The sequence below is a fragment of the Pseudoxanthomonas mexicana genome, from assembly GCF_010093385.1.
Lineage (GTDB): Bacteria > Pseudomonadota > Gammaproteobacteria > Xanthomonadales > Xanthomonadaceae > Pseudoxanthomonas_A > Pseudoxanthomonas_A mexicana.
In genome coordinates, this window is record NZ_PDWV01000009.1 from 1 (window position 1) to 19,266 (window position 19,266).

18 protein-coding genes and 1 pseudogene are annotated in these 19,266 nt (G+C 68.7%); 9 read left to right on the forward strand and 10 right to left on the reverse strand.

The window, feature by feature from the left end:
- Positions 1-2,367: TonB-dependent receptor plug domain-containing protein (locus tag CSC76_RS05090; RefSeq protein WP_162108956.1), on the forward strand; the 2,367-nt coding region annotated here is incomplete at its 5' end.
- A 107-nt stretch (positions 2,368-2,474) separates the two neighbouring features.
- On the opposite strand, the gene CSC76_RS05095 is transcribed toward CSC76_RS05090, so the two are convergent.
- From CSC76_RS05095 to rluD, 4 genes are read right to left on the reverse strand one after another with little or no spacing between them, the layout of a single operon-like run.
- A complete protein-coding gene (locus tag CSC76_RS05095; RefSeq protein ID WP_162108957.1) occupies positions 2,475-2,888 on the reverse strand; it encodes a thiol-disulfide oxidoreductase DCC family protein in 414 nt (137 codons plus the stop codon).
- Entirely contained in the window at positions 2,878-3,390 is a 513-nt protein-coding gene (locus tag CSC76_RS05100; RefSeq protein ID WP_162108958.1) for a DUF4166 domain-containing protein, read from the reverse strand. Before CSC76_RS05100 ends, CSC76_RS05095 begins: the two co-directional genes overlap by 11 nt.
- Positions 3,391-3,395: 5 nt before the next feature.
- Positions 3,396-4,166: a peptidoglycan editing factor PgeF gene (pgeF, locus tag CSC76_RS05105; protein WP_162108959.1), complete on the reverse strand. Its 771-nt coding sequence runs from the start codon at positions 4,164-4,166 to the stop codon at positions 3,396-3,398.
- Positions 4,163-5,146: a 23S rRNA pseudouridine(1911/1915/1917) synthase RluD gene (gene rluD, locus CSC76_RS05110; protein WP_162108960.1), complete on the reverse strand. Its 984-nt coding sequence runs from the start codon at positions 5,144-5,146 to the stop codon at positions 4,163-4,165. Before rluD ends, pgeF begins: the two co-directional genes overlap by 4 nt.
- Before the next feature lie 119 nt (positions 5,147-5,265).
- On the opposite strand from rluD, the gene CSC76_RS05115 reads away from it, so the two are divergent.
- Positions 5,266-6,153: an outer membrane protein assembly factor BamD gene (locus CSC76_RS05115; protein ID WP_162108961.1), complete on the forward strand. Its 888-nt coding sequence runs from the start codon at positions 5,266-5,268 to the stop codon at positions 6,151-6,153.
- A gap of 60 nt (positions 6,154-6,213) precedes the next feature.
- On the opposite strand, the gene CSC76_RS05120 is transcribed toward CSC76_RS05115, so the two are convergent.
- The 4 genes and pseudogenes from CSC76_RS05120 to CSC76_RS05135 form a co-directional block, all read right to left on the reverse strand.
- A complete protein-coding gene (locus tag CSC76_RS05120) occupies positions 6,214-7,101 on the reverse strand; it encodes a vitamin K epoxide reductase family protein (protein WP_202923488.1) in 888 nt (295 codons plus the stop codon).
- Positions 7,102-7,126: 25 nt separating this feature from the next.
- Positions 7,127-8,763 (reverse strand): annotated as a pseudogene (locus CSC76_RS05125) (NAD+ synthase).
- A gap of 127 nt (positions 8,764-8,890) precedes the next feature.
- Entirely contained in the window at positions 8,891-10,681 is a 1,791-nt protein-coding gene (locus CSC76_RS05130) for a phosphoenolpyruvate carboxykinase (GTP) (RefSeq protein WP_162108962.1), read from the reverse strand.
- A 442-nt stretch (positions 10,682-11,123) separates the two neighbouring features.
- Positions 11,124-11,867: a helix-turn-helix domain-containing protein gene (locus tag CSC76_RS05135; protein WP_162108963.1), complete on the reverse strand. Its 744-nt coding sequence runs from the start codon at positions 11,865-11,867 to the stop codon at positions 11,124-11,126.
- Between the two features lie 166 nt (positions 11,868-12,033).
- Between CSC76_RS05135 and CSC76_RS05140 the strand changes: the two genes are divergently transcribed.
- From CSC76_RS05140 to CSC76_RS05155, 4 genes are all read left to right on the forward strand, one after another.
- Positions 12,034-12,420 (forward strand): hypothetical protein, encoded by a 387-nt coding sequence (locus CSC76_RS05140; RefSeq protein ID WP_162108964.1) that lies wholly within the window; start codon positions 12,034-12,036, stop codon positions 12,418-12,420.
- Between the two features lie 7 nt (positions 12,421-12,427).
- Positions 12,428-13,240, forward strand: coding sequence for a DUF2145 domain-containing protein (locus CSC76_RS05145; protein ID WP_162108965.1), 813 nt, complete (start codon positions 12,428-12,430; stop codon positions 13,238-13,240).
- 75 nt (positions 13,241-13,315) lie between these two features.
- Positions 13,316-13,480, forward strand: a complete 165-nt coding sequence (locus CSC76_RS05150) for a hypothetical protein (RefSeq protein WP_162108955.1) — start codon at positions 13,316-13,318, stop codon at positions 13,478-13,480.
- Between the two features lie 135 nt (positions 13,481-13,615).
- Positions 13,616-13,999 (forward strand): hypothetical protein, encoded by a 384-nt coding sequence (locus CSC76_RS05155; protein ID WP_162108966.1) that lies wholly within the window; start codon positions 13,616-13,618, stop codon positions 13,997-13,999.
- A gap of 69 nt (positions 14,000-14,068) precedes the next feature.
- Here CSC76_RS05155 and CSC76_RS05160 read toward each other — a convergent pair whose 3' ends face one another.
- Positions 14,069-14,668, reverse strand: a complete 600-nt coding sequence (locus CSC76_RS05160; protein ID WP_162108967.1) for a TetR/AcrR family transcriptional regulator — start codon at positions 14,666-14,668, stop codon at positions 14,069-14,071.
- A 121-nt stretch (positions 14,669-14,789) separates the two neighbouring features.
- Between CSC76_RS05160 and CSC76_RS05165 the strand changes: the two genes are divergently transcribed.
- The 3 genes from CSC76_RS05165 to CSC76_RS05175 all read left to right on the forward strand — a co-directional run bounded on the left by CSC76_RS05165 (position 14,790) and on the right by CSC76_RS05175 (position 18,797).
- Positions 14,790-15,770 (forward strand): alpha/beta fold hydrolase, encoded by a 981-nt coding sequence (locus CSC76_RS05165; protein ID WP_425500837.1) that lies wholly within the window; start codon positions 14,790-14,792, stop codon positions 15,768-15,770.
- A complete protein-coding gene (locus CSC76_RS05170) occupies positions 15,767-18,244 on the forward strand; it encodes an acyl-CoA dehydrogenase (protein ID WP_162108969.1) in 2,478 nt (825 codons plus the stop codon). Before CSC76_RS05165 ends, CSC76_RS05170 begins: the two co-directional genes overlap by 4 nt.
- Before the next feature lie 64 nt (positions 18,245-18,308).
- Complete coding sequence (locus CSC76_RS05175; RefSeq protein ID WP_162108970.1) at positions 18,309-18,797, forward strand: hotdog fold domain-containing protein; 489 nt, start codon at positions 18,309-18,311, stop codon at positions 18,795-18,797.
- Between the two features lie 107 nt (positions 18,798-18,904).
- Here the strand turns inward: CSC76_RS05175 and CSC76_RS05180 are convergent, their stop codons facing one another.
- Positions 18,905-19,255, reverse strand: a complete 351-nt coding sequence (locus CSC76_RS05180) for a DUF1304 domain-containing protein (RefSeq protein ID WP_162108971.1) — start codon at positions 19,253-19,255, stop codon at positions 18,905-18,907.
- Positions 19,256-19,266 lie beyond the last annotated feature (11 nt).

A 19,266-nucleotide genomic window follows, 5' to 3' on the forward strand; every position in this document is an offset into this window, starting at 1 on the left:
CTCCCCGCCCATGCCCAGACCGCCCCTGCCGGCGCCACCGACCTGGACGCGGTGATCGTCACCGGCACGCGCGCCACCGACCGCACCGCGCTGGAATCCACCTCGCCCATCGACGTGCTGACCGCCGAGGACATCCGCAAGGCCGGCGTGCTCAACGGCGAGCTCGGCAGCGCGCTGCAGGCGCTGCTGCCCTCGCTGAACTTCCCGCGCCAGTCCAATTCCGGCGGCGCCGACCATGTCCGCGCCGCGCAGCTGCGCGGCCTGAGCCCCAACCAGGTGCTGGTGCTGGTCAATGGCAAGCGCCGCCACACCAGCGCGCTGGTCAACACCGACAGCAAGATCGGCAAGGGCAATACGCCGGTGGACTTCGATGCCATCCCGGTCAGCGCGATCAAGCGCATCGAAGTGCTGCGCGACGGCGCCGGCGCGCAGTACGGCTCCGATGCCGTGGCCGGGGTCATCAACGTGATCCTCAACGACGCGCCGGAAGGCGGGGCCTTCGAAGCCAGCTACGGCGCACACCACACGAAGGTGGAGCCGATCGACCGGACCGTCACCGACGGCCAGAGCGGCTTCTTCAGCGCGCAGGTCGGCGACCGCATCGGCAACGGCGGCTTCTTCCGCGTGGGCCTGGAATACAAGCAGCGCGAAGGCACCAATCGCGCCGGCTTCGACCAGATCCCGTTCTTCGAGGAGCAGACGCCCGACAACCTGGCCCTGGCCGGCCAGCGCAACTACGTGCTGGGGGACGGCAGCTCGCGCGACATCAACGCATGGCTCAACGCGGCCGTGCCGCTGGGCGAATCCGCCGAGTTCTATGCGTTCGGCACGTACCACCAGAGCGATACCGAAGGCGCCAACTATTTCCGCTACCCCGATGGCGTGGCGAACTGGAAGGAGGTCTACCCGAACGGCTACCGCCCGATCTCGGAAGGCGACAACCTGGACCTGGCCGGTGTGGCCGGCGTGCGCGGACAGTGGGGCGACTGGAACTACGACGCCAGCCTCAACCACGGCCGCAACGCATTCACCTACCGCCTGCGCAACTCGCTCAACGCCTCGCTCGGCCCGAGCAGCCCGACGCGCTTCAAGACCGGCGATTACGAATCCGGCCAGACCCTGGTGAACCTGGACATCAGCCGCGTGTTCGGCGCGCACACCTTCGCCACCGGCGTCGAGTTCCGGCACGAGACTTTCGAAACGGGTGCCGGCGATCCTGCTGCGTACGCAGCCGGTCCCTATACCGACCGCCCGACCGGCTCGCAGGCCGGGGGCGGACTGACGCCGCAGGACCCCGCCGACCTGGACCGCGCCGTGTCCAGCGTCTACGCCAGCCTCAGCAGCCAGTGGGGCGAGAAGTTCACCACCGACATCGCCGCGCGCTACGAGCACTACGACGACTTTGGCGGCGAACTGACCGGCAAGCTCGCCGCGCGCTACGAGTTCGCGCCTGCCTTCGCCCTGCGCGGTTCGGTGTCGAACAACTTCCGCGCCCCGTCGCTGAGCCAGATCGGTTTCGAATCCACCTCCACCGGCTACGACGCGTCCGGCCAGCTCACCCAGGGCCGCCTGCTGTCGGTGAACAATCCCATCGCCCGGGCGCTCGGCGCGCAGGACCTGGACCCCGAGAAATCGCTGAACCTCAGCCTCGGCTTCACCAGCCGCATCGGCGAGCACTTCGACGTGTCGCTGGACGTGTTCCGCATCGACATCGACGACCGCGTGGCCCTCACCGAACGCATCGGTGGTGATGCACTGACCGACTTCGTGCTGGACACCTTCGGCGTGCCCGGCGCGCAGAGCGCCAACTTCTTCATCAACGCCGCCGACACCCGCACCGAGGGCGCCGAACTGGTCGCCAACTGGCGGCAACCGCTGGGCGACGGCGACCTGCTGCTGACCGGCGCGTACAGCTACGCCAAGACGGAATTGAAGAACATCGCGACCACGCCGGCCGAACTGCTCGCCATCGACCCCGGCTACGTGCTGTTCGGCGTGGAGGAAAGCAACACGCTGACCGACGCCGCCCCGCGCACGCGCGGCACCTTCACCGCCAGCTGGGATACCACGCAGTGGTCGCTGCTGGGCCGCGTGAGCCGCCACGGCAGCGCCAAGCGCGTGTTCAACTTCGGAGGCGGCTTCGAGCCGGAGCAGACCTATGGCGCCGAGTGGCAACTGGATGCGGAAGTCGAGTACCGCGTGTCGCCGAAGTGGAGCGTCGCCCTCGGCGGCCTGAACCTGACCGACGAGTACCCGGACCTGTCGAGCGCGGACATCTCCTACTTCGGCAACCTGCCCTACGACGTGCTGTCACCCATCGGCAGCAACGGCGCGTACTACTACACGCGGGTGCGCTACACGTTCTGAGTTGGACAGACGTCGTCCCGGCGCAGGCCGGGATGACGGTTGTGTCGCGTGCGCCATGCGCACGGCCCCGGTATTGCGGACGCACGGCGTCGTGCGCGTGGCGCACGCTACAGGAACCGCGCGCGCTCCTCCTCCGTCGGCACATGGCACGCGGTGGTGCCGAACAGGCGATAGCGATTGCGCGCGATCCACCGGTATACCGGATCGCGCACGAAACGCGGCACCCACGCGATCACGCCCGCCAAGCACCATGCTCCGCCCAGGCCGGTCAGCACGCGCTGGATGGCGTCGCTGTCGGTCCACGCGCGCTCGCCGTCGACCAGCAGGAACGACGCGGGGTCGTCAGGATCCAGTCCATGCCCCGCCAGCAACGCGCGACCCGCGTCCGTCTGCATCGCCGCGAAACGGTAGCGGCCCTCACGGTCGTGCTTCAGCAGGAAACGCACCCAGCCGTTGCACAGCACGCAGATGCCGTCGAAGACGATGACGGAGCCATCAGGACGTGGCAGCTCATCCGGCATCCAGCCATCCCCGGTAGCGCACCAGCAAACCCGCCCGCGGCAACGACGCCCAGACTTCGAACCGGTAGCGCGCGTCCTCGGCGAATTCGCGCGCGCCGACGCCGGTGAACCAGCGGGGCGGCAGCGACACGCCGAACACGCCGACTCGGACGACGCGCCAGACTATCGCCTCGTTGACGACCTCCAGGTGGAACCCGAACGTCGCCACGCCCAAGCTTTCGCACAGCACGTCACCCCCGCGCCACAACCGCGAGGGCATGGCGCGGCCGCCGATGTAGCGAATCCAGCGTTCGTGGTCCGGCGATGCGTCGATCTCGACGCACAGTGGGCCTGCGCCCGCGGGTGGCAGGTGCGTGGCCGCGGCGACCAGTCGCGACAGCAGGCCCGATCCGCGTTCGACCTGCACCTCGCCGACGTACCGCTTCAGTCCCTGCGCGACATGCAGCGCGCGCACCGGTTCCGGCAGCGTGGCGAACGCCGGCCCCAGTAATGCTGCGAACAACGGGCTTACGGCTGCATCCACGCCAGCGTGGCGATGCGGCCGCTGCGGCCGTCGCGGCGATGGGAGAAGAAACGGTCGGGTTCGCTGATCGTGCAGAGATCGCCGCCATGGATGTCCTCCGGCCGCATGCCGCGCGCGACGAGGCGGCGACGCGCGAGCGCAGGCAGGTCGGCCAGCCAATGGCCCGGACGCGTCGCCACGAACGCCGCAGCCGCGCCCGCATCGTGCGAGACGAAGGCGTCGAAGACGTTCTTGCCGACTTCGTAGCGCCGGGGCCCGGCCGCCGGTCCGATCCACGCGACCAGGTCCGCGGCCGGTGTGCGCATGGCCGCCAGCGTCGCCTCCAGCATGCCCTTCGACAGCCCCGGCCAGCCGGCGTGCGCGGCGGCGATCTCGCGGCCGTTCTTCGCCGCGAACACCACCGGCAGGCAGTCGGCGGTGAGGATGGCCAGCACCACGCCCGGCGTCGTCGTGACCAGCGCGTCGGCGACGGGCTCGGGCGCATCGCGGTCCGGGCGTCCGTCCACGCGCACGACATCGGTGCCATGCACCTGCTTCAGCCAGTGCGGCGCCGACGGCAGGCCGGCCAGTTCGGCCAGTTGCGCGCTGTTGCGCGCCACCGTGGCCGGATCATCGCCGTCGGCCGCGTACTTGTTGCCCAGGTTGAAGTGGTCGAACGGCGCCTGCGACACGCCCGCGCCATGGCGCAACGTGGTGAACGCGTGCACGCCCCGCGGCGCGGGCCAGGCGGCCTGCACGACGGGCGCACGATTCACTTGCGCTGCGCCTGCGTGTCCGCGCGCAGGGCCGCCAGCAGCGCCAGCATGTCGGCCGGCACCGGCGCCGTAACGCGCACCGGTTCACCGCTGACCGGATGGGCGAACTCCAGCGTCTCGGCATGCAGGGCCTGACGGCGGAAGCCGCGCAGCACCGCGATCAGTTCGTCGGTGGCGCCCTTCGGCAGGCGCAGCGGGCCGCCGTACAGCGGATCGCCGACGATCGGGTACTTGATGTGCGCCATGTGCACGCGGATCTGGTGCGTGCGCCCGGTCTCCAGCCTGCACTCCAGCGCGGTGTGCGCGCGGAAGCGCTCGCGCAGGCGGTAGTGGGTGACGGCGTCGCGGCCATCCTCGCGCACGGCCATCTTCAGCCGGTCGCGCGGGTGGCGGTCGATCGGCGCATTGGCGGTGCCACCGGAGACCATCGCGCCCACCACGATCGCCAGGTACTGGCGATGCACGTCGCGCGAGGCCAGCTGCGCCACCAGCGAGGTGTGCGCCGGCAGCGTGCGCGCCACCACCATCACGCCCGAGGTGTCCTTGTCCAGCCGGTGCACGATGCCCGCGCGCGGCAGGGCCGACAGCGACGGGTCGCGGAACAGCAACGCATTGACCAGCGTGCCGGTGGGATTGCCGGCACCGGGATGGACCACCAGTCCGGCGGGCTTGTCCAGCACGAAGACGTGCTCGTCCTCGTACAGGATGTCCAGCGGGATGTCTTCCGGCTCGGCGTGGGTCTGGGTATCCAGCACCACGTCCAGGCTGGCGGTCTCGCCGCCGCGCACGGGGTCGCGCGGGCGCACCACCTGGCCATCCAGCAGCGCATTGCCCGACTTGATCCACTCGGTCAGGCGCGAGCGGGAGAACTCGGGGAACAGCTCCGCCAGCGCGGCGGCGAAGCGCCGGCCGGCGGCGCTGGCGGGCACGACGGCCGTGCGCGGGGTGTCGGAGGAATCGGGGGAATCGGGTTCGGTCATGCGGAAAAACGTCCAGGAAGGCCATGCCGCCGGTCCGTATTGGCCGATTGTTCATGGCGAAGGCGGCGCCTAGGCTATCATCGACAGCCTGTTTCCCTGCCGCGGCCTGCCGCCAGCCCATGACCCAGCGTGCCCTTCCCCGCCTTACCCGCCCCTCCGCGTCCGCCCGTCTGGTCCTGCTGGCACTGGCGATCGCCTTCGCCGGGACCGGCTGCGGCAAGATCTTCAAGAAGAAGGAAGCACCTGAGAACCAGCCGGTCGAGGTGATGTACCAGGAAGCGCACCAGGCCATGGCCAACAACAACTGGGACCGCGGCCTGACCAGCTTCCGCCGCCTGATCGCCCAGTATCCCTACGGCCCCTACACCGAGCAGGCGCTGATGGAAACGGCCTATGCCGAGTACAAGGCCGGCAAGCTGGACGACGCGGTGACCACCATCGACCGCTTCATCCGCACCTACCCCACGCATCGCAACATCCCGTACATGTACTACCTGCGCGGGCTGGCCAACTCCAACCGCGACACGGTGTTCCTGCAGAAGGTGTGGCGCCTGGATGCCAGCCGCCGCGACCTGGCCACGCCGATGCAGGGCTACAACGACTTCAACCGCGTGGCCGAGAACTACCCCAACAGCCGCTACGCCGCCGATGCCCGCCAGCGCATGCTGGCCCTGCGCAACCAGTTCGCCCTGCACGAACTGGACACCGCCATCTACTACCTGCGCCGCGACGCCTACGTGTCGGCCGCCAGCCGCGCCAAGTACCTGCTGGAAACCTATCCGCAGAGCGCGCACCAGAACGACGCCGTCGCCGTGCTGGCCGAGGCCTACACCCGCCTGGGCAACGAAGCCCTGGCCGCGGATGCCCGGCGCGTGCTGGAGTTGAACGACCCGCAGCACCCCTGGCTGGCCGGCAAGTGGCCGGACTATCCGTGGATGGTGCGTCGCCTGAACCCGTTCGCCGGCGAGAAGTCCATCAACACCGCCGAACGCCGCAACGACGACTGAGCCCAGCGCGGTCGTCCGGAAGAAAGGGCCTTCGGGCCCTTTCTTCGTTTCGGGGCGGGGTCATTCGGCCGCGCCGGCCCTGTCCCAGTCGAAGCGCGTCAGTACCGCCAGCTGCTGCGGTTCGAGCACGCCGTTGTGCTGGATGCCGTCGATCCCCCAGGTGGGGAACACGGTCACCCCGGCCGCCGCGCATGTCGACGTCATCGGCGTGCTGCGCCCGCCGGGCGAGCACTCCACATAGGGCAGCCGGTCCGCCGCATGGCCGAAGCGGCGCTTCTGTTGCCGGCACTCCACGCACCATGACGCGCCATAGAACTTGGCGCCGTAATCGGACAGGTGCTGGGCCAGTGCCGCCGCACGACGGCTTTCCGGACGCTGGTGCAGCAGTCCGCTCTGGTGCACGTGAAGGACAGCCACGACAAGCAGTACCGGCAACGCCTGCACCACCCACCACCGCTTCCAGGGCTGGCCGGGCGCGGACACGGGGTGGCGCAGCTGCAGCCAGCCGAACATCGCCGCCAGTACCGCCAGCGAAGCCAGGCAGCCGATGCAGAAGGCGTCGAGCGCCACAGCCCCCACCGCGGTGAGGTACACGCTGATCGCCAGCCCCAGCAGCACCAGCCGCCACTGCCGCTGCCACCGCAGCAGCGGTGACGCCTTGCGCGACAGCGACACCCACGCGACCACCGCATACAGGCCGAAGCCCCATAATGCCATCGGCAGGCCCAGCAGCGTGGACCAGCCGCTGCGCTGGATCGCATCGCACCCCCCATCGGCGCCGCAGAACGCAGAGGGCGACCCGCTCCCCGCCGTCCAGGCCAGGTAGCCGGTGATCAGCAGCCCCAGCGCCGCCAGCGCCAGCATCACCTTGTCCGGTGGCGTGGCCGGACGCGGCGTGGGCGCCGCAGGGCGGTCGCGATGCGGTGAACGCTTTTTCTTCCTTGTCATTCCGGTCTCCAGCGCCCGGCGGCGCTCACAGCGCGTACTTGTTGGTGATCGGGTAGCGGCGCTCGCGGCCGAACGCGCGACGCGAGACCTTCGGTCCGGGCGCGGCCTGGTGGCGCTTCCACTCGTTGATGCGCACCAGCCGCAGCATGCGGTCCACGGTGGCGGCGTCGAAGCCGGCGGCGACGATCTCGTCGCGCGACTGCTCCAGGTCCACGTAGCGGAACAGGATGGCGTCCAGCACGTCGTACGGCGGCAGCGAGTCCTGGTCCTTCTGGTTCTCGCGCAGTTCGGCCGACGGCGGGCGCTCGATCACGGCCGGCGGGATCACCGGCGCGCCGCCCACGGTGTTGCGCCAGCGCGCCAGCGCGAACACCTCCGTCTTGTACAGATCCTTGATCGTGCGTAGCCGCCGCACATGTCGCCATAGATGGTGGCGTAGCCCACCGCGTACTCGCTCTTGTTGCCGGTGGTCAGCAGCAGGCCGCCGAACTTGTTGCTCAGCGCCATCAGGATCACGCCGCGGCTGCGCGACTGCAGGTTCTCCTCGGTGGTGTCGGCGGGCGTGTCGCCGAACACCGGACCGAGCGCTTCGAGGAAACCCTTGAACGGCGCCTCGATCGAGATGGCTTCCAGCTTCACGCCCAGTGCCGCGCACTGCTCGGCGGCCAGGTCGTTGGACAGCCCCGCGGTATAGCGCGACGGCAGCCGCACCGCGGTGACGTTCTCCGCGCCCAGCGCGTCCACCGCCAGCGCCAGCACCAGCGCCGAATCGATACCACCGGACAAGCCCAGCCACACCTTCGAGAAGCCGTTCTTCCCGCAGTAGTCGCGAATGCCGCGCACGATGGCGCGCCAGGCCAGCGCGTCGCGGCTCTCGTCGCCGTCGTCCATCCACACCACGGGACTGAACTTCCGCGCGGCCGCGTCGAAATCCACCCCCAGCCACTGGTCGGTGAACGCCGCCGCCGCCGGGTGCACGACGCCATCACCGTCCGCCACCACCGATGCGCCGTCGAACACCACCGCGTCCTGACCGCCCACCATGTTGAGGTAGGCCAGCGCCATGCCGGTCTCGCGCGTACGTTCGGCGATCAGCGCATCGCGCTGCGCGTGCTTGTCGCGGTCGAACGGTGAGGCATTGGGCACCAGCGTCATCACGGCACCCGCGCTGGCGGTGTCGGCCAGCGGCTCGGGGAACCACAGGTCCTCGCAGATCACCAGGCCCAGCGGCACGCCCTTCACCTCGAACGTGCAGGCGCCCCCGTCCGGGTCCACGTCGAAGTAGCGGCGCTCGTCGAATACCGCGTAGTTGGGCAGCTCGCGCTTGCGGTAGGTGGTCTCGACCACCCCGTCACGCAGCACGCTGGCCGCGTTGTAGACCACGCTGCCCGCGCTCTGCGGCCCGCCCACCACGGCGACGATGCCGTGCGTGGTGGCCGCGATCTCCGACAGTGCGGTCTCGCAGTCGGCCAGGAAGCGCGGCCGCAGCAACAGGTCTTCCGGCGGATAGCCGCTGACTGCCAGTTCGGGGAACAGCACCACGTCGGCCCCGTACTCGTCGCGCGCCTCGGCGATCATGCGGCGGATGTTGTCGCTGTTCTGCGCCACCGCGCCGACCGGAAAGTCGAACTGCGCCATCGCGATGCGGAGGATCTGGGTCATGTCGGCCTTCGATGGGAACGAACGCCGGCATTATCCCAGACCCCGCACCCGACGCCGCGCGAAAAAAGCCCCGCGGCGTCCGGGACGCACGCGGGGCAGCGCAGGAAGCGATGCGCGAGGCGGGGAATCAGCCGGCCAGGCGGGCGGCGATACGCTGCTGCTCGTCCTTCAGCGCCTGCGGGGTGCGGGCGCCGAATTCCTGCAGGTACTCGCCCAGGCTGGCGAACTCGGCCTGCCAGCCGGCGCGATCGAAGCCGAACAGCAGCTCATGGGCCTCGTCGCTCAGCGCCACGCCGTCCAGGTTGATGTCCTCCGCGCGCGGCAGGTGGCCGATGGGCGTTTCCACCGCGTCGGCCTTGCCCTCGACGCGCCGGATCATCCACTCCAGCACGCGCAGGTTCTCGCCGAAGCCCGGCCACAGGAACTTGCCGTCGCCACCCTTGCGGAACCAGTTCACGTGGAAACTCTTGGGCAGCTTCGCGCCAGCCCGGTCGAACGACAGCCAGTGGGCGAAGTAGTCGGCGAAGTTGTAGCCGCAGAACGGCTTCATCGCCATCGGGTCGCGGCGCATCACGCCGACCGCGCCGGTCGCGGCCGCGGTGGTTTCCGAGCCCATCGCTGCGCCGACCAGCACGCCATGCGTCCAGTCGCGCGCCTCGAACACCAGCGGCACCAGCGAGGCGCGGCGTCCGCCGAAAACGATCGCGCTGATCGGCACGCCCTGCGGATCCTCGGCCTTGGCCGAATAGCTCGGGCACTGCCGCGCGGAGACGGTGAAGCGGGAGTTCGGGTGTGCGGCCGGGCCATTGGCCGGGTCGTACTTGCGGCCCTGCCAGTCCAGCGCGGGCGTGCGCGAGTCCAGCCCTTCCCACCACGGCTCCTGGTCGTCGGTGACGGCGACGTTGGTGAAGATGGTGTGGTGGCTGATGGTGGCCAGCGCATTCGGGTTGGAGCTGTCCGAGGTGCCGGGCGCCACGCCGAAGAAGCCGGCTTCCGGGTTGATCGCATACAGGCGCCCATCGGCGCCGGGACGCATCCAGCAGATGTCGTCGCCGATCGTCCACACCTTCCAGCCGGCCTGGCGGTAGCCCTCCGGCGGGATCAGCATGGCCAGGTTGGTTTTGCCGCAGGCGGACGGGAACGCGGCGGCGATGTAGTGCGTTTCGCCCTGCGGGTTCTCGATGCCGACGATCAGCATGTGCTCGGCCAGCCAGCCTTCCTGCCGCGCCTGGTGCGAGGCGATGCGCAGGGCGTGGCACTTCTTGCCCAGCAGCGCATTGCCGCCGTAGCCCGAGCCGAAGCTCTTGATGGTCAGCTCCTCGGGGAAGTGCATGATGAAGCGGCGGTCCGGGTCCAGCTCGCCGGTGGAGTGCAGCCCCTTCACGAAGGTCCCTTCCCGCTCGATGCGCGCCAACGCGGCCGCGCCCATGCGGGTCATGATGCGCATGTTCGCCACCACGTACGGCGAATCGGTGATCTCCACGCCGCAGCGCGAGAGCGGCGAGTCGATCGGGCCCATGCAGGAGGGGATCACGTACAGCGTGCGTCCGCGCATGCAGCCGGCGAACAGCGCATCCATCTTCGCGTGCGCCTCGGCCGGGGCCATCCAGTGGTTGTTGGGGCCGGCGTCTTCCTGCTGCGGGGTGCAGACGAAGGTCAGGTGCTCCACCCGCGCCACGTCGCTCGGGCTGGAGCGGTGCAGCCAGCTGTGGGGGTGGGTTTCCGGGTTCAACGGCAGCAGCGTGCCGTCGGCCAGCATCTGCTGGGTCAGCCGCGCGTTCTCGGCGTCGCTGCCGTCGCACCAGTGGATGTGGTCCGGCTGGGCGAGCGCGGCGACTTCCGCAACCCAGGCGTTCAATGCGTCCAGCGAACTGCCCTGGAATTCGTTGCGTTTGAAAACATCGACCGCTGCGTTCATGCGCCACCCTCGAAAAGTGAGACCAAAATGATACCAATGTCTTGTCCCTCAGACGAGGAGAACGTCGACGGGCGGTCATCACTGACGCTGGCGCAGGGACGCTTCTTTCTCAGCGCGACCAGAGAACGACCGCCCTACAAGGCTTTGCGAGGCGTGGACGGGGTTCCGGGCGCAAAGGATGGAGCTCCGAGGGCGATCGATCGGGCTCGGAGCGCGATCGATGCGGCGCGACGGGTGGTCGATGGAGCGAAAAGCGCCATCGATGGGGCTCCGAAAGCCATGGATCGCCCTTGGAGCTCCATCGATCACTGTGGGAGCCCCATCGATCGGGCTCGGAAGGCGATCGATGGGGCTCAGAGCGCGATCGATGGGGCGCGCCGGGCGATCGATGGAGCAAACAGGGCCGTCGATCACCTTCCGAGCCCGATCTCCGCCCCGGCGCCTACGCCTCGCGCGAGCGCCGGTAGGGATTGAACAGCTGCAGCAGCCAGGGTTTCTGCGCCAGCACCAGGCTGACGCCCACCCGGTCTTCCGCCGGCAGCGTGGCGTCCCGGGCCAGCAGGGCGTCGAACTCGCGCGCCACTTCCTCCAGCCGCTGGCGCAGCTGCTTCACCCCGTCGATGCTCAGGCTGCCGCTGAGCAGCAGCAGCGCGTCCTGCTCGCCGTCGAAGGGGTCGGCGAAGTAGTCGGTCAGCAGGGTGTGGCGGAAGTAGCGCTCCATGGGCCCGTCGGCGCGCCAGCGGAAGTTGCGGGCGGTCAGCGCGCGACCGCGGTTGCCCGGCATCAGTTCGATGATGCCCAGCCGGTCCAGCTTCACCAGCAGCCCGGTCCACTGCGCCGTCGTGAAGCCGAAGTGGCCCATCACGTCGTCCTCGCGCCAGCGGTTCAGCGTGAGGAACAGCGCCATCAGCAGCCGCGGGTCGTCCACCAACGCCTGTTCCTGCGCCTCGCTCAGCTGCGCCATCGCCTTGCGCCCGCGCGAGGCCTCGGCGCTGAGTTCGGCCAGACCGACATCCAGCACCTCGCAGATCTGCTCCAGCCGCTGCAGGCTCATCGCCCGCCGGGAGAACATGCGCTTGACCGCCGCCTCGCTCATGCGGATGCGGGCGGCGAGTTCACGATAGGTCAGTTCCTGCGCGCGCAGGCAGCGCTTCAGGGCATCGATCAGGTCCACCGAGACGGCCATCGGTAGCGCATTCCTATACCGGGTGTTGCGCGGGAGCTTACCTCGTCGATGCCGGTTGAACCGCCCGGCGTGCCGCGACAAGGCTGCGACACCCTGGAGGAACCCGCATGCCCCGCCTGATCGTCCGCTCGCTGACCCTCGCCCTGGCCACCGTCTTCTCGGGGGCGTGACCCTCCCCGCGCATGCCGCGCCGCAGTCCGAAGGCGCCAGCCGGATGTCGCAGGCCAGCCTGGAGGCGTCCATCGAAGTGCCGGTGGCGGGGATCCATGCCCTAGGCCATGGCGCCTCGGCGGTGGTCACCGGTGTGGCGGTGGTGGCCGGCAGCGTGGCGGTGACGGTCTCCGTCGCGGCGGCGGGTGTGGTGGGCGCGGCCTCGTTCGTGGTCTATCTGAGCGCGGAAGCGATCAAGCGGCTCGGCATCGCGGTGGGCACGGCGATCAGTGTCGCGGCCGTGTCGACGGGCTGGATCCTCAGTGCGGCCGGTGAAGCGCTGTGCTTCATCGCCAACGACGCCGCCCGACCGCACATCCACAGCCATCGCTACGGCTGGTGAGCGGGCGATGCGCGCACTCGCGGTGTTCTTCATCTTCATCCTCGCGCTGCCGGGGACGGCACGCGCGGGCGATGCCTGCAAGCAGATGGAGATGCCCCCGTACAAGGTGGCCGAGGCCGCGCGTACCGCGCTGCTGGCCGCGCAGCAGTTGGACGAGGTGGACGCACCGGTCGCCCTGATCGCGCGCGTGGGGAACGACCTGTCGAAGCAGGGCCTGGTCTACAGCCATGCCGGGTTCGCAGTGCGCGACCACGCGCACGGACGCTGGACGGTCGTGCACCTGCTCAACGAATGCGGCAGCGACCGCTCCGGCCTGTACGCGCAGGGGCTGGTGAATTTCTTCGCCGACGACCTGGTGAACCAGGACCTGCGCATCGTGTGGTTCGCTCCCGAGGTCGCCGACCGGCTGGCGGTGCGCTTGCAGCAGATGCCGCGCCACAGCCTGCACCACCCGCGCTACAACCTGATCGCCCGGCCCGGCAGCGAGGACTACCAGAACTCGACCGCCTGGATCGTGGAAGTGATGGCCGCCGCGCTCGCCGACCGCGGGATCTACGATCGCCGCAGCGCCTACGCCTTCGCCCGCGGCGATGGCTTCGTGGCGGACACGGTGCACATCGCCTACTCCAAGCGCGTGCTGGGCGGGTTGTTCTCGGCGAACACCGACTTCACCGACCACTCGGTCGCCACCCGGCTCTCCGGCGACTATCCCGTCGTCACCGTGCGTTCGATCTTCCGTTGGCTGGAACGCAGCGGCTATGTCCGCGAGCAGCGGGAATGGCGGAGCGGCGTGCGGCGGCGGGCGATGGGGCCGGCGTGAGCTGTAGCTGTTCACCACACGGGCGCGTTGCGGCGCGTTCGACGCCATTGTCCTGGATGGCTCCAGTGGGCGCGGATGGACAAGGACAAGGCAAGGATCATCGCGCTGACCACCGAGCGCTGGGTGCTGGAGGTCTACCGCACCATCATCGAAACACTGCAGGGCTTCGCCGTGGCGCTGCTGGCGTATGTGGTGGTGCGCTTGTCGGAGCTGGAGCGGGCGACCTCACCCATGCCGTAGGGCGGGCCCTGGCCCGCCATCGACATGACGCGCGTCACTGGTGCGACGCACCGACCCGAACTCTACGACTACAGGGTATCCATGAGAAATCGATTCATTGCCTTACTGGCAACGTGCTTGTTGGCAGGCTGCTACATGGTCAGCTACGAAGACGTCAGCAATGATCCGAAGTACTCGATGTATGTCGGGACCGAGTACCGCACCACATCGGACATGACGGTGTATCGGGTAAGCATGGACCGGAACTACGGTCCTTCGCCCAGCATCTACACGATCGTCCAGCCGCCGGGATTCGATGGCCCCGAGGTGATCTCCAGGACGCGCTTTCCAGCGGGATCCACGCTGAAGATCCTGACGATCCAGCGATGCAAGGATTGCTACCTGGATACCGAACCGCGCATGCGCGCGACCGTACGCGTGACGTCGACCACGCAGTTCGACGATCTGGAAGTACATGCTGGTCTAGGCCTGCTGTCTTCGCACATGCAGACCATCGAGAACCTCGAGCCAAGCCACTGACGCGGGGCGTGACGCGATCCGTCATTCACAAGGCGGTGCGCGGCGGGCCAAGGCCCGCCCTACGACGCATCAGGTCGGAATCAGCGTCGAGATGACGTGTTCGAGATAGGTCTCGAATTCTTCCGAGGTCATGCGCGGCTGCTGCAGCTGCAGCGACAGCTGCAGGAAGCCGACGTACGCGGCGTAGGTCAGGCGCGCACGGTGGGTGGCGTCGGTACGCTGCAGGCCGGCCTGGCGGAACATGGCGACCAGGTACTCCAGGCGGCGCTGTGAGATGCGGTCGATGACCGGCTGCACGGAGGGATGATCCAGCGCCTTCAGCAACTCGCTATAGATGATGTGCGGCTTCACTTCATGGCCGACCAGCTGGAACAGCGCGCGCAGGCGTTCGCGGGGGTCCGCCACCTGCTCCAGGCTGCCGAAGATGCTTTCCTGTTCCACGGCTTCCCAGCGTTCCAGCGCCGCCTGCAGCAGGGCATCGCGCGACGGGAAGTGCCAGTAGAAGCTGCCTTTTGTGACACCCAGCCGGCGGGCCAGCGGTTCCACCGCCACGGCCGAGACACCCTGCTCCGCGATGAGATCGAGGGCCGCCTGGGCCCAATCGTCCGCGCTCAGGCGGGCGTTGCGCGTGGGAGCGGGCGGACTGCTGTCGGGGCTGGGTGTGCTCATGTCCGCATTTAACCATACGGCGAGGTGTGTAGCGGTATGTATGTTGCGGCGCACAACAAAATAAAGACAAATCAATCAGTTGCATCGGAAACACGTATCACAAACCGATTGACTGCTCTAAATGCGACAACCCATACTAGCCCGTATGGTGCAGCCTGCCTCCCTTTCCTTCTCCGCCGTGTCCGGCTCCGCCGCCGGAACGGACCGCGTGCCGGTCGGGCAAGAGGGCTTCTCACTGGCGATCCGCCGCTTTCCCTCCCCGCGCGCACTGCAGGGGCACCCTGCCCTGGTGTATGCACACGGCTTCGGCCAGACGCGTGGCGCGTGGAACCGCACCGGCCTGGCGATGGCCGCGCCCGGCTATGCGGGGTTGGCCTACGATGCGCGCGGTCATGGCGAGTCGGACCGCAATGCCGCCGGGCTGCCCTACACCGGCGACCAGTTCGCCGACGACCTGATCGTGATGGCCGGCGAGCAGCCCGAACCGCCGGTGCTGGTCGGCGCCTCGATGGGCGGGCTGTTCGGCCTGATCGCCGAATCGCGCTGGCCGGGCCTGTTCCGGGCCATGGTGCTGGTGGACATCACCCCGCGCTGGGAGCACGCCGGCCTGCAGCGCATCCTGGCGTTCATGCCGGCGTTCCCTGACGGCTTCGCCTCGCTCGAGCATGCAGCCGACGCCATCGCGGCCTACCAGCCGCAGCGCCGCACGCGCAAATCCGCCGACGACCTGCGCGGGCTGCTGCGCGAAGGCGGCGACGGCCGCTGGCGCTGGCACTGGGATCCGCGCCTGGTGGACGAGCTGGCTCGCGACAGCGCGCAGCACCAGGACGCCATCGCCGACGCTGCCCGCCGCGTACAGTGTCCCGTGCTGCTTATCAGTGGCGGGCGCAGCGACCTGGTGTCGGAAAAGACCGTCGAAGAGTTCAAGACGCTGGTGCCGCACGCGCGCCATGTGCACCTGCCGCAGGCCACCCACATGGTGGCCGGCGACGACAACGACGCGTTTACCGCCACCGTGCTGGAATACCTGGCAGGCCTGCCGGCCGCGTCGGGCAACGCCGAATCCGATGTAACCGAATCCGTGTCCGGAGCAACCCCATGAGCATCGTCATCCCCTTCCTCGCCTTCCTGCTGGCGGGTGCGTTCGCCGCCTACCATCGGCTCCGGCTCGCCTACTGGGCCGCCATCACCGCCAGCCTGCTGGTGGCCTGCTGGCTGCTGGGCGCCAATCCCACCGCCACACTGGTGGCCGCGCTGGTGGTGCTGGCGATCGCGGTACCGCTGCTGATCCCGGCGATCCGCAAGCCGCTGATCACCGCACCCGCGCTGGGCTTCCTGCGCCGCGCGCTGCCGCCGTTGTCGCAGACCGAGCGCATCGCGCTGGAAACCGGTTCGGTGGGCTTCGAGGGCGACCTGTTCACCGGCGACCCGGACTGGAACAAGCTCCTGGCCTATCCCAAGCCGCAACTCACCGCCGAAGAGCAGGCCTTCCTCGACGGCCCGGTGGAAGAGCTGTGCAAGATGATCAACGACTGGGAAATCACCCATGTCCACGCCGATCTGCCGCCGGAACTGTGGGACTACATCAAGAAGAACAAGTTCTTCGGCATGATCATCCCCAAGCAGTACGGCGGCCTGGGCTTCTCTGCGCTGGCGCACCACAAGGTGATCCAGAAGATCGCCTCGGTCAGCAGCGTGGTCAGCTCCACTGTCGGCGTGCCCAACTCGCTGGGCCCGGGTGAACTGCTCAACCACTACGGCACGCAGGAACAGAAGGACTACTACCTGCCGCGCCTGGCGATCGGCCAGGAAGTGCCCTGCTTCGGCCTGACCGGCCCGTTCGCCGGCTCCGACGCGACCTCGATCCCCGACTACGGCATCGTCTGCAAGGGCGAGTGGAACGGCGCCAACGTGCTCGGCCTGCGCCTGACCTTCGACAAGCGCTACATCACCCTGGCGCCGGTCGCCACGCTCATCGGCCTGGCCTTCCGCATGTACGACCCGGACGGACTGATCGGCGACACCCGCGACATCGGCATCACCCTGGCGCTGCTGCCGCGCGACACTCCCGGTGTCGACGTGGGCCGTCGCCACTTCCCGCTGAACTCGCCGTTCCAGAACGGCCCCATCCACGGCCGTGACGTGTTCATCCCGCTCAGCCAGCTGATCGGCGGCGTGGAAATGGCCGGCAAGGGCTGGAACATGCTCAACGAGTGCCTGGCCGTGGGCCGCTCGATCCCCCTCCCGTCCACCGCCAGCGGCGGCGCCAAGTTCGGCGCGCGCGTCACCGGCAGCTATGCGCGCATCCGCAAGCAGTTCGGCCTGTCGGTCGGCCGCTTCGAGGGCGTGGAGGAAGCGCTGGCCCGCATCGGCGGCAAGGCGTACGCGATCAGCGCGCTGTCGCAGGCCACTGCCGCCGCCGTGGACCGCGGCGACGTGCCATCGGTGCCGTCGGCCATCGCCAAGTACCACTGCACGAACATGGCCCGCGACATCGCCAAGGACGTGATGGACGTGGTGGGCGGCAAGGGCATCATCCTGGGCCCGCGCAACTTCGCCGGCCGTGCATGGCAGGCCTCGCCGATCGCCATCACGGTGGAAGGCGCCAACATCATGACGCGCAGCCTGCTGATCTTCGGCCAGGGCTCGATCCTGTGCCATCCCTACATCATCAAGGAAATGCGCGCGGCGCAGGATCCGGATACCAAGGCGGGCATCCAGCAACTGGATGCGGTGCTGTATCCGCACATCGGCGGCGCCATCTCCAACGCGGTGCGCTCGTTCTGGTTCGGCATTACCGGCTCGAAGATCGGCGCCGCGCCGGGCGATGCCTACACCAAGAAGTTCTTCCGCAAGCTGGACCGCTACGCGGCCAACCTGGCGCTGCTGACCGACATCTCGCTGGGCGCGCTGGGCGGCAAGCTGAAGTTCAAGGAATCGCTGTCCGGCCGCCTGGGCGACGTGCTCAGCCACCTGTACATGATGGGCGCGGTGCTGAAGCGCCACCACGACGAAGGCGCGCCGGAAGCCGACAAGCCGCTGCTGGCCTGGGCCTTCCACAACAGCGCGTACGAGATCGAACTGGCGCTGTCGCAGGCGCTGCGCAATTTCCCGATCAAGCCGCTGGGCTGGCTGCTGTGGCCGGTGGTGTTCCCGTTCGGCCGCCGCGCCGTGGCACCGGGCGACCGCCTGAGCCATCGCGTCGCCATGCTGCTGATGGCGCCGAACGAGGCGCGCGACCGCCTGGGCCAGGGCGTGTTCCTGACCCCGTGCGAGAACAACCCCGGTGGCCGCATCGACAGCTACCTGGCCGCCGCCGTGGCCGCCGAACCGGTGGAGCGCAAGTTCCTGAAGGCGCTGAAGACCAAGGACATCGAGGCGCTGGACTACAGCGCGCAGCTGGACGAAGGCGTGCGCGAGGGCTGGATCACCGTGGAAGAGCGCAAGCAGCTGGAAGAACTGCGTGCGATCACGCTGGACACGATCACCGTGGACGACTTCGACGGGCACGAGCTGCGCGCCGCGAGCTACTACGACCTGCCGCAGCACAAGCGCCAGCCGCGCGAAGCGGCCTGACGCCACTACCGCAAGACACGACGACGGCGGGCATGTCCCGCCGTCGTCGCACCAGGAGCCCACGATGAGCGCCGACGTCCTGAAGATCTACCGCAGCCTGAGCCGCAAGCCCCTGGGACATTGGCTGTTCTCGCGCCTGATCTGCTTCAAGGCGCCCTACTTCGGCAGCATCGGCCCGCGCATGGTGCGGCTGGAGCCCGGCCGCGGCGAGGCGACCATCCGGCACCGGCGTTCGGTCACCAACCACCTGGGTACCGTGCATGCGATCGCGCTGTGCAACCTGGCCGAATTCGTCGGCGGATTGACCACCGACGTCAGCATCCCGCGCTCGATGCGCTGGATCCCCAAGGGCATGACCGTCGAGTACCTGAAGAAGGCCGTGGGCACCATGCACGCCGTCGCCACGCCGGCGTTCGAACCGCATGAATCGGCCGAGGGCTACGACCTGCCGATGGACGTGGTGGTCAGCGACCCGAAGGGAGAAGCGGTGTTCCGTGCGCGGATCGGCATGTGGGTGTCGCCGAAACCGCCTCGCGAGGCGTCGCCGTTGTAGGAGCGACGTAAGTCGCGACCGCACGTTCCAGGGTGCCGGCGTTCTTGGTTGGTGCGAGAACGGATGCCATGCAGTCGCGACTCACGTCGCTCCTGCAGTGACATTCCTCAAAGCAGCCAGATCGCCGCCAACGCCGCGATCGCCGGCACGCCCTGCACGTAGAAGATCCGCCGACTGACACTCCACGCGCCGTAAAGCGCGGCGACGACCACGCATAGCAGGAAGAACACGACCACGTTCCACTGCGCCGTCACCAGCCCCCACAGCAAGCCAGCGGCAAGGAAGCCGTTGTACAGGCCCTGGTTGGCGGCCAGCACGCGGGTGGTCTCGGCCTTCTCCGGCGTGTTGCGGAAGGTCTTCAGGCCGGCGGGCCGGGTCCACAAGAACATTTCCAGGACCAGGAACCAGGCGTGAAGCACCGCCACCAGCACCACCAGCACCGCCGCGATCACGCTCATTCCCGCTTCTC

Coding starts and splice junctions, on each gene's coding strand:
- CSC76_RS05095 (WP_162108957.1), bottom strand. CDS start 2,888: ATGCCGGATGAGCTGCCACGTCCTGATGGCTCCGTCATCGTCTTCGAC.
- rluD (WP_162108960.1), bottom strand. CDS start 5,146: ATGACCGAACCCGATTCCCCCGATTCCTCCGACACCCCGCGCACGGCC.
- CSC76_RS05115 (WP_162108961.1), top strand. CDS start 5,266: ATGACCCAGCGTGCCCTTCCCCGCCTTACCCGCCCCTCCGCGTCCGCC.
- CSC76_RS05120 (WP_202923488.1), bottom strand. CDS start 7,101: ATGACAAGGAAGAAAAAGCGTTCACCGCATCGCGACCGCCCTGCGGCG.
- CSC76_RS05130 (WP_162108962.1), bottom strand. CDS start 10,681: ATGAACGCAGCGGTCGATGTTTTCAAACGCAACGAATTCCAGGGCAGT.
- CSC76_RS05135 (WP_162108963.1), bottom strand. CDS start 11,867: ATGGCCGTCTCGGTGGACCTGATCGATGCCCTGAAGCGCTGCCTGCGC.
- CSC76_RS05145 (WP_162108965.1), top strand. CDS start 12,428: ATGCGCGCACTCGCGGTGTTCTTCATCTTCATCCTCGCGCTGCCGGGG.
- CSC76_RS05150 (WP_162108955.1), top strand. CDS start 13,316: ATGGACAAGGACAAGGCAAGGATCATCGCGCTGACCACCGAGCGCTGG.
- CSC76_RS05155 (WP_162108966.1), top strand. CDS start 13,616: ATGGTCAGCTACGAAGACGTCAGCAATGATCCGAAGTACTCGATGTAT.
- CSC76_RS05160 (WP_162108967.1), bottom strand. CDS start 14,668: ATGAGCACACCCAGCCCCGACAGCAGTCCGCCCGCTCCCACGCGCAAC.
- CSC76_RS05165 (WP_425500837.1), top strand. CDS start 14,790: ATGCGACAACCCATACTAGCCCGTATGGTGCAGCCTGCCTCCCTTTCC.
- CSC76_RS05170 (WP_162108969.1), top strand. CDS start 15,767: ATGAGCATCGTCATCCCCTTCCTCGCCTTCCTGCTGGCGGGTGCGTTC.
- CSC76_RS05175 (WP_162108970.1), top strand. CDS start 18,309: ATGAGCGCCGACGTCCTGAAGATCTACCGCAGCCTGAGCCGCAAGCCC.
- CSC76_RS05180 (WP_162108971.1), bottom strand. CDS start 19,255: ATGAGCGTGATCGCGGCGGTGCTGGTGGTGCTGGTGGCGGTGCTTCAC.